Source organism: Virgibacillus oceani (assembly GCF_014638995.1).
Lineage (GTDB): Bacteria > Bacillota > Bacilli > Bacillales > Amphibacillaceae > Virgibacillus_E > Virgibacillus_E oceani.
In genome coordinates, this window is record NZ_BMFR01000009.1 from 48,799 (window position 1) to 68,775 (window position 19,977).

General features: G+C 35.0%; 12 protein-coding genes and 3 pseudogenes. 4 read left to right on the top strand and 11 right to left on the bottom strand.

Annotated features, from left to right (window positions below; genetic code table 11):
- Positions 1–18: 18 nt before the first annotated feature.
- Together IEV74_RS11725 and IEV74_RS11730 are read left to right on the top strand one after the other, a co-directional pair.
- Complete coding sequence (locus tag IEV74_RS11725; protein ID WP_188455561.1) at positions 19–921, top strand: NAD-dependent epimerase/dehydratase family protein; 903 nt, start codon at positions 19–21, stop codon at positions 919–921.
- 395 nt (positions 922–1,316) lie between these two features.
- Positions 1,317–1,502 (top strand): hypothetical protein, encoded by a 186-nt coding sequence (locus IEV74_RS11730; RefSeq protein ID WP_188455562.1) that lies wholly within the window; start codon positions 1,317–1,319, stop codon positions 1,500–1,502.
- 2,232 nt (positions 1,503–3,734) lie between these two features.
- On the opposite strand, the pseudogene IEV74_RS20015 reads toward IEV74_RS11730, so the two are convergent.
- From IEV74_RS20015 to IEV74_RS11755, 6 genes and pseudogenes are all read right to left on the bottom strand, one after another.
- A pseudogene (locus IEV74_RS20015) lies at positions 3,735–4,173 on the bottom strand (cation:proton antiporter); the annotation flags it as partial.
- A 37-nt stretch (positions 4,174–4,210) separates the two neighbouring features.
- Positions 4,211–5,572: a hypothetical protein gene (locus IEV74_RS11735; protein ID WP_188455563.1), complete on the bottom strand. Its 1,362-nt coding sequence runs from the start codon at positions 5,570–5,572 to the stop codon at positions 4,211–4,213.
- A 147-nt stretch (positions 5,573–5,719) separates the two neighbouring features.
- Positions 5,720–7,246 carry a hypothetical protein gene (locus IEV74_RS11740; protein WP_188455564.1) on the bottom strand — a complete coding sequence of 509 codons (1,527 nt, stop codon included), beginning with the start codon at positions 7,244–7,246 and terminating at the stop codon, positions 5,720–5,722.
- 2 nt (positions 7,247–7,248) lie between these two features.
- Entirely contained in the window at positions 7,249–8,241 is a 993-nt protein-coding gene (locus IEV74_RS11745; RefSeq protein ID WP_188455565.1) for an ATP-binding protein, read from the bottom strand.
- Between the two features lie 17 nt (positions 8,242–8,258).
- A complete protein-coding gene (locus IEV74_RS11750; RefSeq protein WP_188455566.1) occupies positions 8,259–10,256 on the bottom strand; it encodes a hypothetical protein in 1,998 nt (665 codons plus the stop codon).
- The gene (locus IEV74_RS11755; RefSeq protein WP_188455567.1) at positions 10,249–10,896 is read right to left on the bottom strand and encodes a TnsA endonuclease N-terminal domain-containing protein; all 648 of its coding nucleotides are present in this window, start codon (positions 10,894–10,896) and stop codon (positions 10,249–10,251) included. Before IEV74_RS11755 ends, IEV74_RS11750 begins: the two co-directional genes overlap by 8 nt.
- 629 nt (positions 10,897–11,525) lie before the next feature.
- Here IEV74_RS11755 and IEV74_RS11760 point away from each other — a divergent pair.
- Positions 11,526–12,764 carry an IS110 family RNA-guided transposase gene (locus IEV74_RS11760; RefSeq protein ID WP_188455568.1) on the top strand — a complete coding sequence of 413 codons (1,239 nt, stop codon included), beginning with the start codon at positions 11,526–11,528 and terminating at the stop codon, positions 12,762–12,764.
- A 413-nt stretch (positions 12,765–13,177) separates the two neighbouring features.
- Here the strand turns inward: IEV74_RS11760 and IEV74_RS11765 are convergent, their stop codons facing one another.
- Positions 13,178–13,735, bottom strand: coding sequence for an SAVED domain-containing protein (locus IEV74_RS11765; RefSeq protein ID WP_229683160.1), 558 nt, complete (start codon positions 13,733–13,735; stop codon positions 13,178–13,180).
- A gap of 6 nt (positions 13,736–13,741) precedes the next feature.
- Positions 13,742–14,960, bottom strand: a pseudogene (locus tag IEV74_RS11775) (cbb3-type cytochrome c oxidase subunit I); the annotation flags it as partial.
- 581 nt (positions 14,961–15,541) lie between these two features.
- Between IEV74_RS11775 and IEV74_RS20020 the strand changes: the two are divergent.
- A pseudogene (locus IEV74_RS20020) lies at positions 15,542–15,736 on the top strand (LysR family transcriptional regulator substrate-binding protein); the annotation flags it as partial.
- 51 nt (positions 15,737–15,787) lie between these two features.
- On the opposite strand, the gene IEV74_RS11785 reads toward IEV74_RS20020, so the two are convergent.
- Genes IEV74_RS11785 through IEV74_RS11795 form a run of 3 tightly spaced genes read right to left on the bottom strand, consistent with a single transcriptional unit; the run spans position 15,788 to position 19,563 of the window.
- Positions 15,788–16,873 (bottom strand): GerAB/ArcD/ProY family transporter, encoded by a 1,086-nt coding sequence (locus tag IEV74_RS11785; protein ID WP_268233835.1) that lies wholly within the window; start codon positions 16,871–16,873, stop codon positions 15,788–15,790.
- A 39-nt stretch (positions 16,874–16,912) separates the two neighbouring features.
- A complete protein-coding gene (locus tag IEV74_RS11790) occupies positions 16,913–18,055 on the bottom strand; it encodes a Ger(x)C family spore germination protein (protein WP_188455574.1) in 1,143 nt (380 codons plus the stop codon).
- Positions 18,052–19,563, bottom strand: a complete 1,512-nt coding sequence (locus tag IEV74_RS11795) for a spore germination protein (RefSeq protein WP_229683153.1) — start codon at positions 19,561–19,563, stop codon at positions 18,052–18,054. Before IEV74_RS11795 ends, IEV74_RS11790 begins: the two co-directional genes overlap by 4 nt.
- Positions 19,564–19,977: the final 414 nt, after the last annotated feature.

Genomic DNA, 19,977 nt, shown 5'->3' on the forward strand with positions numbered 1-19,977 from the left:
AATGAAAGAAGGGCTTTTATGGAAATTCTTGTTATGGGCGGTACAAGGTTTTTTGGTCGACGCTTAGTTGAGTTATTACTTCAAGATGGACATGATGTAACCATTGCTACTCGTGGTCAAACTTCAGATGACTTCGGGGAAAAGGTAAAAAGAATTATAATTGATCGTACGGATCAGGGTTCAATGAATCGTGCCTTTGAAAACCAGTACTTTGACGTAGTCTATGATCAAATTTGTTTTAATCCAAGAGAAGCCAAAATCGCAGTTGAAACATTCGGCAACCGTATAAAACGATATGTCTTTACGTCGAGTATGGCAGTGTACGGTCATAAAGAAACTGAAATAGTGGAAAGCGATTTTATCCCGGAAAACTACAAAGTTAATCTGGATGCTGACGATTATGCCTATGATGAAGGAAAACGCCAGGCGGAGGCTTATTTTTTTCAGCATGCTGTATTTCCAGTGGTAGCTGTTCGTGCAGCGATGGTGGTATCGGGGAACGATGACTTTACAGGCCGATTTGATTTCTATGTTAGACATGTGGCAAATGGAAAATCCATTGGGGTTTTTGAGACAGAACACCCTATTACCTATGTGACAGCATGGGATATTGCGGACTTCCTCAGAATGATGGGTGTGAAGTCTGATTATCAAGGTCCGATTAATGCTGGAAATAGCGGATACCTTAGTATCCAGGAACTTAGTCGTGAAATTGGAAAATTATTAGGTGTTTCTCCCCGGTTTCATGTAGGTCAATCCGGTCATGACGATGCAAAATTGTCTCCCTATGCCATGTTTCCTTATACTTGGAAACTATCGAATTCAAAAGCAAATTCGTTTAGATACGAATTTGTAGATATTCGAAAGGTGATCCCATTGATGGTTGAACAAAGTGCCAAAAGGCTGGGGATCGAACAATAAGACTTGGTTTGAAGGAAGAGACGTATCCCTAATTTATAACTGGTCGATCTTTACCGAACTTATAACCAAGATATAATGAATTCACTATTAATACTTTCTTGGGACCCACCTCTTCGGTTTCCTGAAACTAAAACCAAAGGAGATTTGATTTCTATGACAAAATCTATTGTACCAGAGAATAGTTTTGGTACATGTAGATGATGGTAGGGTACCAAATTTAATAAGCGGTTTTGTTAGGAATAGCAAAAATTAATGTGATAACAGAGAACCAAATCGAACATGCTGGCTTGTACGGCATCAAAAAATGATGATTTACAGAAAAGGAATAGGTGGAATGATATAGCAGTCCGTCCAGATTTCCGCAGAAGATTAATTCTCAGCATGGAGGAAAGCAGATGTGTAATAATATAGTACATTTTCCGAATAACGATGAATTTCCTGAAGGATCTGATGAAATGTTGATTAAGGAAATCCATGGCCTGATCTCCCTATTTCAAAATCCAGATTTATCTAAAAAAACTAGAGAGGCAATATTTAACGAAATAATTGATTTAACTACTCGATTAACAGATCAAATTTAGGTTCCTTCACAGACTTGACCGTCACCTTCACGGTCAAGTCTGTGAAGGTCTTTTTCTGGTACTCCAGCAGCTTCAAAAAAAGCTTGAGCTTCTTCTGTGAGGAAATGTCATTGCAATCACGATCCTTACCATTTGCATCGAAAGGCAGTTCTATAGTAACTTTTTTGGGTTTAACAGGCACGTACCTCTTTAAAACCAAGCCAATTATCACATTCAAGCGCTGAAGATGTCAAAACTTGAATTACATTATCTTTATGAATTGGAATGGTCAGACGTTGTTACAGATATTAGAGAGCAGTATCCTTTGCGTCCTTTGGGAAAAACAATAGAAAAACATGATGGATTCTATTTGTTTTCCATCCTTTATGTCCTGGAGCGACACCCTCAGAAGGTACATCTTGAATTGTTAACCAAGGTATGTAATTAACCCTTTCTCTCTTTCCTCTACCTTCTATTATCCATTTATCAATTTTTTTGAAGATGTGCTTCGCTCTCTCTTTGCCATTAGAGAAGGCAGTAACTTCTTATTTTACGGTTATAACTTTGGTTTGCTTTATCTGTAATATAAGGAACTGAAATAAATAATCTTTCATATAAATTGCGTTCCTTTCAATTTTATAAGTAGGTCAATTTTGGGATTTTAGGTTTGGTCTTGTAAGTCAATCCAAGCAAACCCAAATATCATTCTATTGCTTCTATTTAATATGATAATTGAAGTCTATTGTATTGAAATTATATAAAAGCCGCATTTTCTATCAATAGTTTCGATTTAATTGAATGGGTCGAGCGGCTATTAGACTCTTCGAACGGTCAGATGTGTTAGTTTTGGTCGTATCTGAGGAAACTACAAGAACATTGTTTGAATTGGACGGTATATTATATCCCATTTACCCTGGTGGATAGGTTTAACCATATATAGTCATGTAAACAAAGAAAATTCACCCAGCAATTGCGGGTGGATTAAATATCCGGGCTCCTTAAATATTCTTCTTTATCAATTTCACTTTTTTTAGTGTTTGTTTACGTCCACCATCAACAAATTTTTAACTAAGTAAATACCTAAGATCAATTGGCAAGAGCTTTAAACGTGAAAAAATATGCTGCCCAAAATTCAACATAAATAAGACCGATATCTCCTATATCGTGCCTATTTTTGAAGTATCACTGTGATGTTAACTACTTCAGGTCTGGAAAAGCACTTTAGATTGGAGTAATTAAATATTTAGCTAATAAAAAAGGCTGCCTTACATCCATATTATCCATATGTTGAAAAGTATAAGCGATTTTATTTACTCTCCTTTTAAAAGTAACAATTTTTAATTTTCATCATATGCTACAATTGCTCCAAGAAATCTTGATTTTTGGATGCGCTTATATTTTTAAGTATAGGATTATTGAAAGTAATCTTCTATTAAACTACTATTAATTCGGTTTACCCCCCAATTTAATTTTTTTAATGTAAAAAGATCAAAACCAAATAATATGTATATACAATCCCAACATTCAGTGGGTTGTTGCTATATCATTAGAATTATTAGTTTAAATTTTCAATAGCGATATTTATATGATTTCACGAATAATATTTTTACAGATTTACCATTCTATAGTAAATATTATATGTATGTCAGGCATGTGTACATTCATTAGGGTTCAAGTTCCGAATTGTGAAGGCACTAGTAGTGATTTAGTGATTACCCTAAGACAAGGGTGATTAGGATGACCTAGAATCTGAATGAAGTCAGCGGCAAAAATTAAGATAGCAGGGTTCGAAGAAGGTTATGAATAATACTGTGGAAAGAATTTAAGAAACTAACCGGAGGTTAGCTACCTTCTTCTACTCGATTAGATTTATATATAATTATCAAAATATATTTGAATAAAGGACGTGTGAGCATTGAACGATGTAAATTTATTTTTCATAGACACACATGGATTTGTTCAATTAAGTGATAGCGAATTAGAACATTTTCTTACCGAATTATCAGTTGACACAGTTGAATGGGTTTCAGTGTACTATGAAGATTATAGTAACTATAGTCATACCATGTGGATTAATAAAGGTAAATTACAATACTTTACTGTCAAAAAGTTATGATAATAATGCAAGTAATAAAAAGGAATTTGAATCCAAAATACTCAATTCCAGCAAAGATGAAATAACGGAATCAGGAAAAGTCATATATAAACTTACCCTGCATATGACCGAATCATTTGAATCATAAATTTCACTCCTTAACATCGTTTCGAATATGGACTAAATATATCTTTAGTGTGTTCTACATATCTTCGACAGATTCTGATTGGTAGTTCATTACTAATTAAAAACCACTTCATCATTGGTGGAGTAACAATAGTTATAACCAGACATATAACGATATTGACAGCAAATATATCTTGAGGTAGCAAATGAGTTTCAAGACCTAATGTTACAATTATCAATGTCACTTCTCCCCACGATCCATTGCAGCCCCAATTCCCAATGATCTATTCCAATTATAATCCAAAAAATTTTGCCTCAAGTGATGCACCAATTAACTTTGTCATTATGTCTATAAAGCTAAGAACGATAATTAAACCTAAATTTTCACCCAATACCCCAGAAAATTGGGCTGTTACCCAATAGAAGTGAAAATCACTGAAACAAAGATATATAACTTATCGTTTCAACCTTTAAAACTTCGTGATAGTTAAGTTCATCTCAAGGAATTTTAAGTCATGGAGGAAAATGGACAGATTAAATTAGCAAGCTTTTGACCTAAATTTATATATATAGGATCCTTATAGCTTAATTTTATCCCCTCCCCTTCTTTTTTGCTAAATTCCATAACAAAATATGGCATACATTCATATCCAAATGGTGTATAGTGAGTAATTAGATTATTGCTAGCAAATTCTTTTGATATAGCCAACCAATTATAAAAATGGTTAAGAATTAAAATAGGGATTATTTTATTTATTACCCATATTAATTGATGATTTCTGGCTGTTTTTGGGAAAGTAACTTTAATATCCTCAATCAAATCTTTCAAAGTTATATTATTTTGTTTTAATGTAAATTCCAGCATGGGTTCACTGTGTCTTTTATATTTTAAACCGTTTTCAGAATCTGAGTAGTGGTTTAACCCTTCAAGATTCTTTCTCCAGTTAACAAATGCATAAGCATATGGACACATTTCTTTATCTGGAGCTTTTCTCTTTAGTCGGGCTATACAAGTGATATGATTTTTTAATAATGTTTTCTTTAGGTGACGAGCAATGGATTTATAGATTTTAAATGAAAAGGTATAAAATTCCACTCGTTGAGCTTGACTTGCCCCCTTTCTATAGGAATTGACATGTACCATATGATGACCATTTTTTCTGTCTATTGGTCCTGAATTTAAGACCCATATTAAATGTTTAATTATATGATCAGTTTTTAAATTTTGACTTTGAAAGAAATAGATTTTGCAAAGATTATCAGCACTTTTATCTAAGGAAAGCCATTTTTTAATTGAAGAATCTTTTACGCTAAGTTTCTTTGCTTCTTTCCAAATCGAAAAATTCATCTTCCTTGTATGCTTCTCAATAAGAGAGTATCCACATTTACATGTGAATGGAGGATCGGTATATTCATCTGATAAAATATAAGGGATTTCTCTGCCGCAGGTAGGACACTCTTTAATCAAAGGAGTGTTATGATAGGGACATTTCGATATTAACAAAAATTGATGAAACAAGCTATGGTACCCGATAGAAATACAATGTTTACAGAAGACAAGATGATTATAAAAGTATTTGTTTATATCTGATTTATCATGTGATAAAACGCCAAATAAACTTGCAATGTTTTGGTAATGTGTTTTTTTAACAGGATATGCTAAGGATTTACTAATTAATTGTTCTTCAATTCCATCTAAAGTAGTCAAATTTCTATGAAGTTTACCGGGGCTGCTTTGTAATTGTCTTACTTCTTTCGTACCAAAGAGGCAAAATATATCTTTTACACTAGCAGCATTAGCATATTTAAATTTTTCGAAGATACCCCATGGTGATTCAAACTCATTTATCCACTCCCTGTTCCACGTCACTTCCTTCGTATTATTTATCAATTTTCACCCAGCCTTTGTATAATTTTTACTAGTATCTCCCCCGTTCGTTAAAATAGACTACAAAATAAGCAAAACGCCTAACTAAAATGTTATGCGTTTTGCTTATACAATGTTTTACAATGTTTATTATGAATTATTAAAAATCTTTTCAAGCTCAGTTATATATTTATATTTCTCCTTTGGTCCCATTCTTTTTTTGACTCTATCGTTTGGGCAATTTAATCGCTTAGTGAATTCCTCAATAGTATTTATACTATTTACGTACAAATAATATTTTTTATTAGGTCCTGTAGGTGGTTCAATGATAGCTCTTGTTAAATGTTTAAAACTGTCGATGTAGTTCCAATTAAAATCCTTTCCATCAATAAAGCCTTCGGCTGCAACCAAGCACCTTTTAAAGTCGCTTAAAATATGTTCTCCAACAAATCGATTCATTTTCCAATGATATATTGCATGCGTTCCATATTTTTCTGCAAGCTTTAACTGATTAAGAAAGTCACTAATTAGTTCATAACCATGGTTTACAGGATAACCGTAGCTAGTAATATGAAGCTTTGATAAGGGTGGCTTAGCAAAATTATCTACTTCACCCATTCCTCTATAATGTTGCAGTCTCATTCGCCAAACAACATAGGCAACAGCAAACGGACAAAGCTCCTTCTTAGTTATATCATCGTGGTACCTGGTAAAATGTTTAATGCACCCAATATGTTTTCTAAGGACTGTTTTTCTCAATTGTCTTGCAATCGAGTTGAATAATTGATTACAAATCTTGACCGATTCATCCTTAAGGTTCACAACACTTAATTCTTGGTTATTTAAAAGTTGGCACTTCAATCCCTTCTTCGTAAGATTTTTCGTTATTTGACCTTTGGATTTGATTTGCTCGATATTACTCTTTGTTGATATTATGTTCCCTTTTTTATTAATAACTGAAAATAAATCAGCTAATTCGTAAGTGAAGTCTTGATCCATGTATCTAGGGTCTTTTCTTAGTGCTTCTAAAAAGAATAGATGATCTAAGCGGTGATTAGTCGAGTTCATACATAAATTGAGCCACCTATGTACATTACTATCTTTTATAACAGGGGTCTTGAATGTAGTAATACGGCGATCCAATTGAGCAAATTTAAATCCACAAATACAAGTAAATGGGGATTTAAAGTATTGATCATCCAATTCATAAGGTATTTTTTGATTACAATTTGGACATGTATCTTTGAGTGGTACAGGATGAAATGGACATTTATGAATGAATATGAATTGATGTAACAAAGAATGATATGTATTAGATATACATACAGGACAAAAAGTAAAAAAATCACGCATAAAATAAAGACGTAAATATCCCTGTTCTAATTCTTTACTATCCATCAATGGTTCTAGAATATCAATTAGAAATGCATTGTTTTCTTTTTTTAAAGGAAACTGTAACGCCTTTTCTAATAAATGGTCGTCAAACCCTGACAATGTATATAGATCACGATAAATTTTTCCGTTTTTTCTCCCCAAGATATCATATATATTGTTAGTGCTTAAACAATTGGCGTATTGAAACTTTTTTAATATGCTCCATGGCGACTCATATTCTGTTATCCATTCTTTGTTCCAAGTATAAGTGTAATATTGAGTTTGTCTATTTTGGAATAACATCTTTATTCGCTTGATGATTGAATCACCTCTGCATTTACATAGCCAGACTCAATCATAGCCTCTCTCCACATGCTAGTAGTCGGCCATTCCACATTCTCTTCATTTGCTCCATATTTCTTTAACACGTAATTAATAATGGCAATCATATAATGCATTGGTATTTCTGCAGATCTTTTAATGCCAGCTTCTGACCTTACCATTTGGAAGGATTGCCATATTTCATCCGTTTCATTTTCTAAGCGATATCCTTGTTCATATCCAATCGGAAAGAAGTAGCGTGTATACGACCAACCACTGTTAACTGGGTATTCTGAAATCTGATCATAAGAGGCTAATAAATAGGCTAATTCCTCTTTTTCCCGCAATCCATAAAACTTGTTCTCTTGAATCATAAATCTACCTACAATTTGCTTATCTGTAGTCAGATAAATATTTCTTTTATGACTAAGTTCTTTTTGACCTACTAAAATGGTCGTTAGGGTAATTCCGTAACTATCCAATTCGTTAAAAATATCCATTAACCACTCAAATTCTATTGACGATAATCGTTGGGCATCATCAACAAATAATACTACTTGGTTTCTAACTGAACCATCACCTTTTTCTAGAAAAAAATTAACAAGTCTTTCTCTTTTTGCATCCGCCTTCCCCTTATCGAACAGCTCGTGCCCCACATCTTTGAGCAAGAATTCAAAAAAACGACTTTCATTTGGTGTTTTCATCTTTCGAGTTCTCACAACAAAAGTAATCCATTGATTTTCATATTTAATATCAAAAACTCTTTTGAGATATTTAATAGCATATGATTTTCCCAACCTAGGTGCACCATATATAATGGCACCAGGATTTCGAAAACTAATCCATTTAAGGATTGAGTCAGCAATTTCATTAATTGCAATAGTATCAATAAGATAATCACCTTGTTCTATTGGGTGTCCACCCACAGGTATATTCGGTCTTACCGTGTGAAGTTTTTTTTCAGAAGAATTTTGCATTCGTTTACACTCCTTTGTTAAGAATTGAAAAAGAACCTTTCTCTTTTTTTATAGCTACTTTTATAAATTTTCTTTGCTTTATTAGAACTTTTAGAATGAATGTTATGGATGTTATTACCATTGTTATTGAAGTCAGTATCATCCTGGGAGTAGTTTTTTTCAACATGTTCCCTGTCTCTATTTAAAACCTTATCTATCGCTGCCAGTTGATTTCGAGCACTTTTATTATTCTTTGCCTTTTCTTTTAAATAGATATGATACGCATCAATTGGGTCTTCTTCCAGTGAAATTTTCAGTTGTCCAGTACTAACTAATTTATTAATTACTTTACGAATCTTAATACTATGTTTTCTAACAGACCATTTTCCTGCGGCTTTTAATAGCCCTAACTCTGCACCATTGTGTAAATATGCTTTTATATATCGCAGATCTTCAATATTTACAATTAGGGTAAGTTTTGTTCCAATAAGATCGAATCCTTCTGACAGAGCATCGTTTCTATAATCTACACCCATAAATCTAATGTACGGTCTTCTTCCTTTTTCTAAAGAGCCTCTAATTACTCTTGTGTCGTCAATGGTAAGAAATTCATAACCATCCTTGTATTCCTCATCAATTTTTCTATATGGCATCTTTCTGTTTATTCGTTGTTGCATTACCTCTAGTGGTGAAAGTCCATTTATCCTCTTCTGAGGAGTCCCGTTACGTCTGGCAATTAATACTTCTGCCAATTGTTCAATTTCATCAGGTGTTACTTCATATTTAATAGCCTTTACTTCTGGGTTTTGTCTTTTGGGGTCACGTAGGTGGCTTCCTGTTGTTGTGGTCAATTTTTGAAATCCGTTTTCCTCAAGCAAATGATATAATTTTTCCACAAGTGGTCTCTTTGTAGGAGTGCCCACAGGACCAGTATTCACTTGGCAACCTACAATTCTTTTTAGTTTACTTTTAACGTTTTTAGCAATATTCGCCATCGCGTTGTCAAATAGAAGTTCATCCCAAACTGCATATGCTGTCTCAGGTATGACATCTGAAGGGAAACCTCCATAATCAGGAATATTAATTCCAGGTATTGTTATTTGAATGGGGGATCTCGGAAGTACAGCTGTTTTAACGCAAGTAAGGACATCGGCTGCAGAATACTCTTTATTTAAGACAATAGTATACCCTAACGTACAATTCGTCCCACAATCAACTATAGTTAATAGCCAAATTCGTTCCATTACATCTACAATTTCATCCCCTTCAGGGGTAGTATATTTAATAGCAATAGTTGTATCAATCTTATGTCCATCGAACTCTACGCGATGAAAAGGTCGTATAATATTGTTGGTTTGAGTACCAGTTCCAGTATTTTTTAACAGCACCTCAGAATCCTTTCCATATTCTTTGACGGTTTTATTGGGATTGTCTAGCTTTAGATTTTTAATATATCTATAGAATGATCTTTTTGCAAAATCGTCCGTATTAAAAGGGTAATCCCCCTTTTGATAATCAATTAACGGATGCTTTTTGCATATATTGATAAATTTTCTATGCAGGTCTTTCCCCATGGAAATGTTGGTAGAAGGTTCATTTTTCTTCTTTTTGAAAACAAGTTCCTTTATTTCCTCTTTGATGTCAGGAAATTTATCAAGGAGCTTCTGAAATGCACCTGTGAGTTTTATATCTTCATTATTCTGACCAAAGCCATCAATGTTCACTTCTCTGGTGTACGGTTTAATTCTAAAATTAGGGATTAAAGCTTTATACCCAAAAACTTGTCCATTACTGTCAAGCACTACACAACGTTTCAGTAACCGATACAAATCGGTATGATTCACTTTAGTAATAGAACATATTTCCTTAATAGTTTTTTCACCGTCCATATACATATCTACTGCTTTTTTTCTTTTTAAAAATATCTCTTTCTTATCGCCTTCTAGATTATTTTCGTAAACTGTGGCCCAATTTGATCTGTCAATTAACTCTTTTGGAAAATCAGGTTCGTTGAATAAATTTTTGTATTTACTCATTCTTTTTCCACACCTTTGATAAATGATTGAAATATTCCTCTTCCAGATCGATATTTATCTCGCCCTGGTAATACAGATAAATGATATTTAAATAAAAAGAATACGTGTCTACTTGTGTGATTTTTTTCATTAAATCTCGAAATGTTACTGGATTTTGTTTAATATTTTTCAATAGGGAGAAAATCAAGATTTCATTTACTTTATCAAAATTCTTAGTATAAGGAAGCATTACCTTGAGATTATCTAACAGTGGTTGTTTTCTGATTTCATCTTCATTTAGAATACGATAATTGTAATTGTTGTTCTTACACCACTCTTGATGGAGTTGAATACGTCTCTTAGTGCTATTAGAGGTTTCAATATTTTTCTTATAGGCAACCTCTAAAAATTCCTCTTTTCCATCTTTCCATTTAATCCACATATCAAAAGTAGTTTCGTGAATCTTATTGTCTAAAATACCTTTGATTTTCTTTGGTTTTTCACAAAATTCTACTATATTAGCATTCGTTTCAATATGGATCCAATGATCATATTCCAATTCACTATAAAAATGCACGTCTCTATCTATCTTGGAGCTATAGCAGTCCCAAAAATTTGATCCATAGTGTTTTTTAGATGGGTCAACAACCGGGTTATACATTACGCCCCTCCTCGTATAATATGTTTAAGAGCTCATCTTAGAGGAATTTCCAGTTGGATCCGGATCCCCCTTGAAGGCCCTCTCCGCATTTCGCGAAATGTGTTTAGTTTATAAGTTAATGGGAAAGTCATTGCTTCCTCATTCACATCTATTTTTGTTTTTGCTTCGCCCGTGAATGGGGGAGCGTGACAACCATGTTGTAAAGATTAATGTTTGACTAGAACGCAGATGAGGTTACTCATACTGCTTATTAAAGATACCCAAAATTAAATAGGTGAAATGGCGGAGGATGGGGGATTCCCTCATTTCAATACTCCGTCATTTTTTAATAGATTTCCGTTTTTCAATAGACTTTCAGACCTGCCCATAGGACAATGATTGGGACAGAACTTTTTTAGGAGATTGCTTCCCCTCCTTGCGGCCATATTGGACTGCTTATCAAGCCTGCTACCCGTCGTTCATCACGAAAGGTCTAACCACTGGATGCGCCGTTCAGATTTAGGAATGTAGCGATAAATGGTCTATCTCTGAATCGAGTGCTAATAACGAGGCAGACATCGATGATTCCGATGGGCACCCAGGTCTGAAAAAGTTTTGATTATTAGATACCACCATAGGAGGTGATGGCTATGTCTCAATTGCTTGTCGGTTTAGACGTTAGTATGAAGTCTCATCATGTCCATTTCATGAAAGAAGATGGTACTTCTCTTACTGATTTTTCCGTTTCCAATGACGAACTTGGGGCCGATACCCTAATTCAAAAGATGAAAGAAACGGCGGAAAGAAATCAAATACGTCAACTAAAGATAGGTTTAGAAGCTACGAGTAACTACGGTTGGCATGTCGCACATTATTTAAAAGAACAACTTTCTTCAGAGAAAGAAGACATATCAACATCCATTTATGTGCTCAATGCACGTAAAGTCGCTCGCTTCAAAAAAGGCTACGATACCTTGCCTAAAAATGACCGAATAGATGCCTGGGTGATCGCTGACCACCTGCGATTTGGACGACTGCCTAATGAAATGAAAGATGCCATTCACTATGAAGCGTTGCAGCGTCTTACCAGAACTCGGTTCCATTTAGCGAAAGAAATTGCACGTAATAAAACATATTTATTAAATCAATTATTCATTAAGTTTAGTGGAATGCGTCAAGACAATCCTTTTTCGAATACCTTTGGGGCAACCAGTCTCGCGGTGATTCAAGAGTTAGAACCCGAAACGATTACCAATATGTCCTTACAGAACTTGGTTGATTTTATCCAGGAAAAAGGGAAAAATCGATTTCAAAATCCAGAAGAAGTGGCCAGTTACTTACAAAAAGTCGCCCGTTCTTCTTACCGTTTAAACAAAACATTACAAGACCCTGTCAATCTGTCGATGTCGGTTATCATAAGCACCATCCAACACATGGAGAGTCAGATCAAACGCTTAGATAAAGAGATAGCCAAACTCATGAAAGGGATCCCACAGACGCTAACTTCCGTTAAAGGAATAGGGGATGTTTATGCGGCTGGCTCAATTGCCGAGATAGGCGATATCAAGCGTTTCAAAGATCATCATGCCTTAGCGAAATATGCAGGGCTCGTATGGAATCAATATCAATCTGGCGAATATGAAGCAGATGAAACCAGTCGCATGAAAACAGGTAACAAATATTTACGCTATTATTTAGTCCAGGCTGCTGATTCCATTCGTAGAAGCGACAGTGACTATAAAGCGTTTTACCAAAAGAAATACCAAGAAGTAACCAAGCATCAACATAAGAGAGCCCTTGTCTTAACCGCAAGAAAATTAGTACGATTGGTTTTTTCGCTACTAAAAACCAATCAATTATATATTTCACCTGAAAGGAGAGAGTTTTAAAGCAATACTCACCTTTCATCTGTTGTGATTCCCTCATCCATTTTTTGTAAAATGTTGTGAGGTTTCTTTGGTGTACCCTTATTTAGGCTTAAGAGGATACACGGTTAAAATAATTTCCAATTCTTTATGATTTTACTCTTGACTATTTACCACTGTGCTTTTTCAATAATTATTATCATTTATTTTTAAGAATATACAGAAACTAATGAAAGCGCAAACATTTTGTGGAATTATAGGATTTTATAGCGGTTTTTGTTTAAGAAATAATGATTACGATAAGTAAACAGGCGCTATTTAAACATAGCACCTTAGTTGTGAAGATTATTAAATATTTTTCAAATAATTTTTGAAACCAGTCCGTTTTATCTGGTAAACCCCACTTAATTTTTGATATCCCTGTAGATACTTGATTTTCAATAACCTCGTATCGTACATGTTGGAACGTATTGTCCCGTATTCACCCATTCATAACATTGTAATATCGGAAGTCCATTCCACCTATGACCTAAAAGCAGCGCTAAATATCCAGGACCTGCATAAAACAAATGAACCTTAGTTACTTTTGTTTTAACAAGGACTGATTTTAATTCTTTTTTCAATTTATTTACTACTAGGTTTGCTTGAGCTGCTGAAGTGATAGGTGCGTCTGAATATAGATGTAGTTTAGGAAAATTATTAAGATCTTGTTTGTGTAAATGCATCGAAACCTCATCAGCGATACTATCTCTAGTAAGCCCAATAGTTAAAATTAGTTCATCACCGCCAGGAAATTCATTTAGTTCTTTATTAATTTGATAATCAGGAGTATTCACATTACTGTAATCGTTTGTTGCCCAAATTTCTCCATCTCTTTGTTCTGCATCAATAACAAATCCTGAAACAGCAGAAAATACAAAACCAATTGCTAAAGATGAAGAAATTCTACGATGTCCACTTAAATGAATATTTCTTGATGATCGATTGGCTCTTATCCATTCTAGATACCCGTTGACACCTAACCATTGACCGATCATGGAACCACCAACAACTACAACCAGTGCCCAAAATAGGATATCTACCAATAATCCTTGGCGTTTTGGCTCGATACCGCCAACGTCCGGAGCTAAATAAATTCCCAAACCTAGCCATGCGATTGCAATCCAAAAATAGCTAACTGTAAGTGATACCCTTTTGAAACTCCAAATGGTAATAGATCATAAATCCAATCTATTCCAAAAAATGTATCCGAATCTGTGTAATAGTGAGCAAGTAATGCGCCAAACATTACTTGTATGAAAAACATAATTACAACCAGCAAGAAAAACTTAGCGGATTTAGCTTGTGAAACAGTTTATTACCTTTCGTAAATGCAGGTTGCATCCCAAAATGATAACTATAGAAGAAATACAAAATAACTGCGATTAAGATTGCAAGTACTGTTACACTTATCGCACTCCATAGTATTGCTGAATAAGACATTGTATTTCCAGCATCTTCATAATATGGCCAGTTGTTCGTATAGGATATTTCATCCCCAACTCGTTCTGTACTCGATAACCATGCCGTCCACCAAAAGAAATGTGAGATTTGTTCCAGTTGATCTCCTGCAGCAACATAGGTGCGGTCAGTTTTTGGAAGATGCGATTCCTGAATGAGTCCTGCTTCCAATCCCCATCCATCCCCATTTGTAAAAATATCACGATAATATGATTCAACTCTTTCAATACCGAATACTTGTGCCTCCGTAACATAGAGGGTGTTCTCATCTTCTTTAAACCTATTTTCCCGCATTTCATTAATAACTTGATCTCTTATAATTGACTTTTCCGACTCATCTAAATCTATATATTTTGTTCCATAATCTAATTCAGCAAAATAATCCTGCATTCCTTCTGTATATACTTTCAATGCCTCGACGGTATAATCAGGTCCCATATAGGAACCATTTACAAGCACGTTTCCATAATCCATTAGCCCGTATTTTAGAAAGACTGCCTGCCCCCCTTTAATGGTATCTTCTGTCATGATAACTTCACCATCTGGAGTAATTACTTCCATTGGGGTTGGTGCTTGGCCTCTAAAGATCCCATACCCACCAACAATAAGTGCTGTAAAACTAAGTAATAATGTAACAATCGCTATCGTTTTTAACAACCCATTCGTAGTTGTTGGCTTATTGTCTTGGGAATTAAGTGAACTATTACTTTCTCTTAGCATTCTAATCACCCTTTCTAATTTGTATTCTAAGTAGAAATGAACCTGCAGATAAGTAATAACAAGGAGGCTTTGCAATACCCAACCCTCTACCATAACTATCCAATAATGAGTTATATAATTCTGTGATCCTTGTCACGTTTTTCTAATGAATACGCTTACGTTGTTTTCAATGTCATCTAATGTTCACAAAAAGAAATAGCTTCTTAAAGTCAGAAAATAAACATTCAGCAAAAAAGATTCAAAGAATAAGATGTGAGCAGACGTTTATGGAAGTAAGGTTGGTTGCTTTAAATCTTATCCAACAAAAAGAGGCTGCCGGATTCATGGTAACCCCCATGTTTCCAACAGCTTCCACATTATTTATTGATTTTTAAATTAATTCTCAACGTACTTCATAAATACTGATATAACGTATAAACTTAAATAATAACTATTTTCAAAATAAATATGTTACGTATTTCGACACGCTTTGGCGAAACAAAGAAAAGTTTCATTTGAAGATCTCAGGAATGATTCCTTTATCTTGTTTAAAAGATGGGTATTTTTACCGAAAATTTATTATATAAGAGTGTAGTAATGCTGGATTTTACCCTCAAATCATGCCAGAAACAAATCAAATAGAAATGATTAAATCGCTAATATCTTTAGATTTAGGCATTTCTCTATTCATTAAAATGGTTGTAAAAAATGACCCCCGAATTGTTACGGTTTCAATAGACCCACCAATGATTTTACATCTTTCAATAGCATGGAATAAAGAGAAATACACCTACTAAAATAAGAATTTTTATAGAATCAAAACAGGTCCATTTAAGTATTAGATGAATTTACAGTTTTACAGATTTCCTTTTGATAACCGTGATGGTCCACAATAAAAATGGGATACCGATACCACAAATAGGGAATACAACAGATGTCCAGAATTTATCAAATAATGTAATTGTCGTCTCATTCGGAATCGAAATGGCAATGATAAAAATTACCGGTGCACTGAACCAAATTATTTTTCGCCAATCTTTTACTTTTAGCCATTGTGCCGTTTCATAGCTTGCGATAAAAGAATATAAGGATAATTGGGCAGTTACACCGAAAATCCAAATAAACACAATCGATATATCGATGTTTTGGATGAAATCTAAAATATCAATAGTTTTAATGGATACAAAAAAAGAAAACCTTAATTTAGCTGCTAAATCCGGTCCAAAAACCAGTAGAACCATAAGTGTGGAAGTGAATAACATAAAAACAGTAATGCCTACTCCTAACATAGATTTTGAGATCGCCTTTTTGGGGTTCTCCATAAAAGAGACAATAACCAATAAAATGAACGGACCAGCAAACCAAACAGCAGGGGAAAGCGATCCTTTTAAAATGGTTGCCCATCCGGTATCAGAATAGATAGGAAGTAAATGATGCCATTCTGTATTTCGTATATTTAATAGGAAGCTGACAAGCAATGTGAAAATAATAATAGGACCCACTAGGACACAAAATCGACCAATCCCTGTAATACCTGAGGAATAGGTCAAATAAGTCATGACAACGATTAAGAGTAGCATAATTATCCATATAGGTGTTTGGTCAAGAATAATAAGATGGATAAAGTCTCCAAATGAACGAAGTACGATAGCAGGCAGTATATACCAGGCAATGAGATTAGGAAGGACTATTATCCTCCCTAACCATTTGCCCAGCAGCGTTTGACTAAATTGAGTAAACGTTTGATTGGGATGGAGAATACTCAAATGAGCAACAAGAAGGGTTAAAGGTACACTTACGACACCTCCAACCAACATGGAAAGCCACGCATCTTGTTTCGCGATTTGGATCACTGGCGTAATTTTTAGCCCGATTATCGCAATGATTACAGTCGTTACAATGATCCAAACCACTTGTATTCCCGAAAGTTTCATGCGTTCTTACAGCTCCTTTTAGAAAATATACAAAACGAATTAAGGATAAATAGATGTATTTGTTTGACCCAGATTCGTAAATTGAAGGTCAACTTTAACCGAAACATCTAGTTGTGAAAAGAGTTCGGGCCAATTTTGCTTTAGTGTTTTCCATTGATGTGGGTATTGTTGATGAACTTGTTCACCAAACCCGAAGATATCCATTTTGTATTCCTCCTGAACATTTTTGATTAATTCTAGTATAAGTTTCTGATTTTTTTGATTAAGTTTTTCTTGTATAAGCTGGAGATCCTTTTGTTTAGTCGGATCTAATTTCGTAGTGTTTTCGATAATGGTTCCTTTTCCGGTGAGATGGACGGCAATTTGCATTTGTTCATGGATTTTCTTGACACGGATATTTTGATCTAAGGAATCTAATGTTACACTAATGCTTCCATCCCCTTTAGGGACGTGAGAAGTAAGGGTGATCCTGGTTAGCCCACCTGTAATCCAACGCGCATATGAAGTTTCTTTCTTATTTAAAAATCCCACCAATTTCACATCTTCATCTTTGTTAAAAATGGCTGATCCCGCATAACTATAATGCTCTGACGGATTTAAACCTACTACTGGGACTAGGGGCTGCTTTCCCTCACTTAATACATCTTCTACAAATTTTCGGGCGAGGTAGGGTTTCAAACCCATGGCCTTTTGTTCATCAGAGAGCGACGTTGTTATGAATTGATCAAAAAACGGCACAATAGAAAAAATGTCTTTTGGTTGACCGTTTTTCACAACATATATCATCGAACGCATCACCGATTTAGGAATTCGAAGGAACGGATCGATAGTTTCGCCCATTCCATGCTCGGCTAACCGCTGTCCTACAAGAAAAATATCGCGGTGTCCAGAAAAGACTTTCCGTGAAAGCTTTGACTGCACGTTTACCATCGCGTCGGAAACGTTTTTCCCAGTAGCGCTCATGACACGGAAGGTTTCCATATTTTCTCCGCCGCTGATCTGTCCACCTCCAAGAGCAGCAGGTAATACTACTAGATAACTCACTTCCAGCTTTCCATCCTCTGTCAAACCTAACCCTGCCCCTTTAACAAATGAAAGTTGATTTGGTTCCTTAAGGTTCCAGCAGCCTGTTGTAACCGTTAAAAGAAGTAATGCGAAACAAAGATTGGCTACTCTTTTCATGCGTTATTGCCTCCTTTTTTTACAAGCTTTCGTGGCCATCGTATTATGACGTCTTTGAAATCTCGCTTGTTAAACGGAGACACAGGGTATAAATAGGATGCCCCAAATGGATTAAGATGAATTAGGTGTATGATAATCATGATGATCCCGATTGCTATACCGAATATCCCGAATATCCCGGAAAGTAATAATAAAGGGAATCGTAACATCCGCATAGGAAAACCGAAACTATACCGTGGAATAATAAACGATGCGATTCCAGCAGTCGACACGATAATGACTACAGGTGCGGAAATGATTCCAGCGTTAACAGCTGCTTCCCCAATGACCAATGCCCCAACGATGCTTACGAGAGGACCTATCTGTTTTGGCAAGCGAATTCCTGCTTCCTGTAACCCCTCAAACACAATCTCCATCATAAGGACTTCTATCACTGTTGGAAATGGTGCATTTTCTCGCAGTATTGCAATATTCAACATCAGTACCGGGGGAATCAATTCAGGATGAAAGTTAGTTAAAGCAATATACAGGGACGGTAAAAGAACTGAGATGATGGTAAAAACATAGCGAATCCATCGAACCAGAGTTATAAATATAAAACGTTGACTATAATCATCAGGTGCCTGTAACCCTGCCCAAAATGTCATGGGAGCGATAAGTGCAGTTGGTGATCCATTTGTTAATATCACTACCCTCCCCTCAAGTAAGCCAGCGGCAACAACGTCTGGACGCTCACTGTTTAATAGTTGTGGAAAGGGAGAAAAATGGGTTTCTTCAATGAATTGTTCGATATTCCCCGATTCAAGAATTCCATCGGTTTGAATACGATTTAATCGTTCACGAACAGTGTTTAAAACTGTCCTTGAAACAGTTCCCTCTATATAGGAAATGGCAATATCGGTGTGTGTCAGTTTTCCGGTTTTTACGGATTCAATTTTCAACTTTGGTGTCGCAATTATTCTGCGTAGCATGGTAGTATTTGTTCGTATGTTCTCTGTAAAGCTTTCTCGTGATCCACGTAAAGAAGGCTCATTGGCAGGCTCTTCTATACTTCTGGTTTCAAACTTCTTGACATCGACGAGTAAGGCTGTAGTTTCTTTATCAGCCAATATAGCAAGGTTTCCCTTTAAAATATGATTCGTTATATCTCCAAAACCGGAAAGTTTCTTGGTATTTAAAACAGATAGGTGCTCCTCCTCACACATTTGGGCGACACTATCGATCGTCCCAAGACCTTGAGGCAGCCCATCGTACATTAATGGTTTTAGAATGTTTGAGATAATGATATCTGTATCAACCATACCGTCCACGTAGATCAATAAAAGCTTGGTTTGACTGTGAATCGTAATTTCGTGAAACACAATGTCCGAACAATTTTGAAAGATATTTCTTAATACTTGTTTATTCTTTATAATGGTTTTACTAATAGTTTGACTTAAGTTTTCGCTGGAGCGGTTGTCGTTGGTTTTCAGTTTGTTTTTTACATTTGATTTTCTAAACCAGCCCATTATCCTCCTACCTTTGTGTTGAAATTAGTTTGTATTATACCCAATTTTACTTTTTTGAATTACATTCTCTGAATAAATTTGAACAATACCGAATAAAATTTCAGACCATAGCGGATTCTGTTCATCTTCATTTAGAATGAAACCAGTTCATTTCATAATAGGAGAATTTTTGTTTCATAATCTATAAAGTATTATTTTAATATTTTCTCGCAGACTAATTAGAAAAACTAATGAGGGTGTAAGTGAGGTGAATAGTAGATGGCAAAAGATAAGAATAAAACTGTAACTGACAGCACTGACGAAACCGAATAATATAACCCAGAGGCTAAATATTATAAAGAAAAGGAGAACAATGCAAAAACTGCAAAGACTTCTTCTTAAAGAGAAGCTGAGGGTCGACTGATGAATAAACGA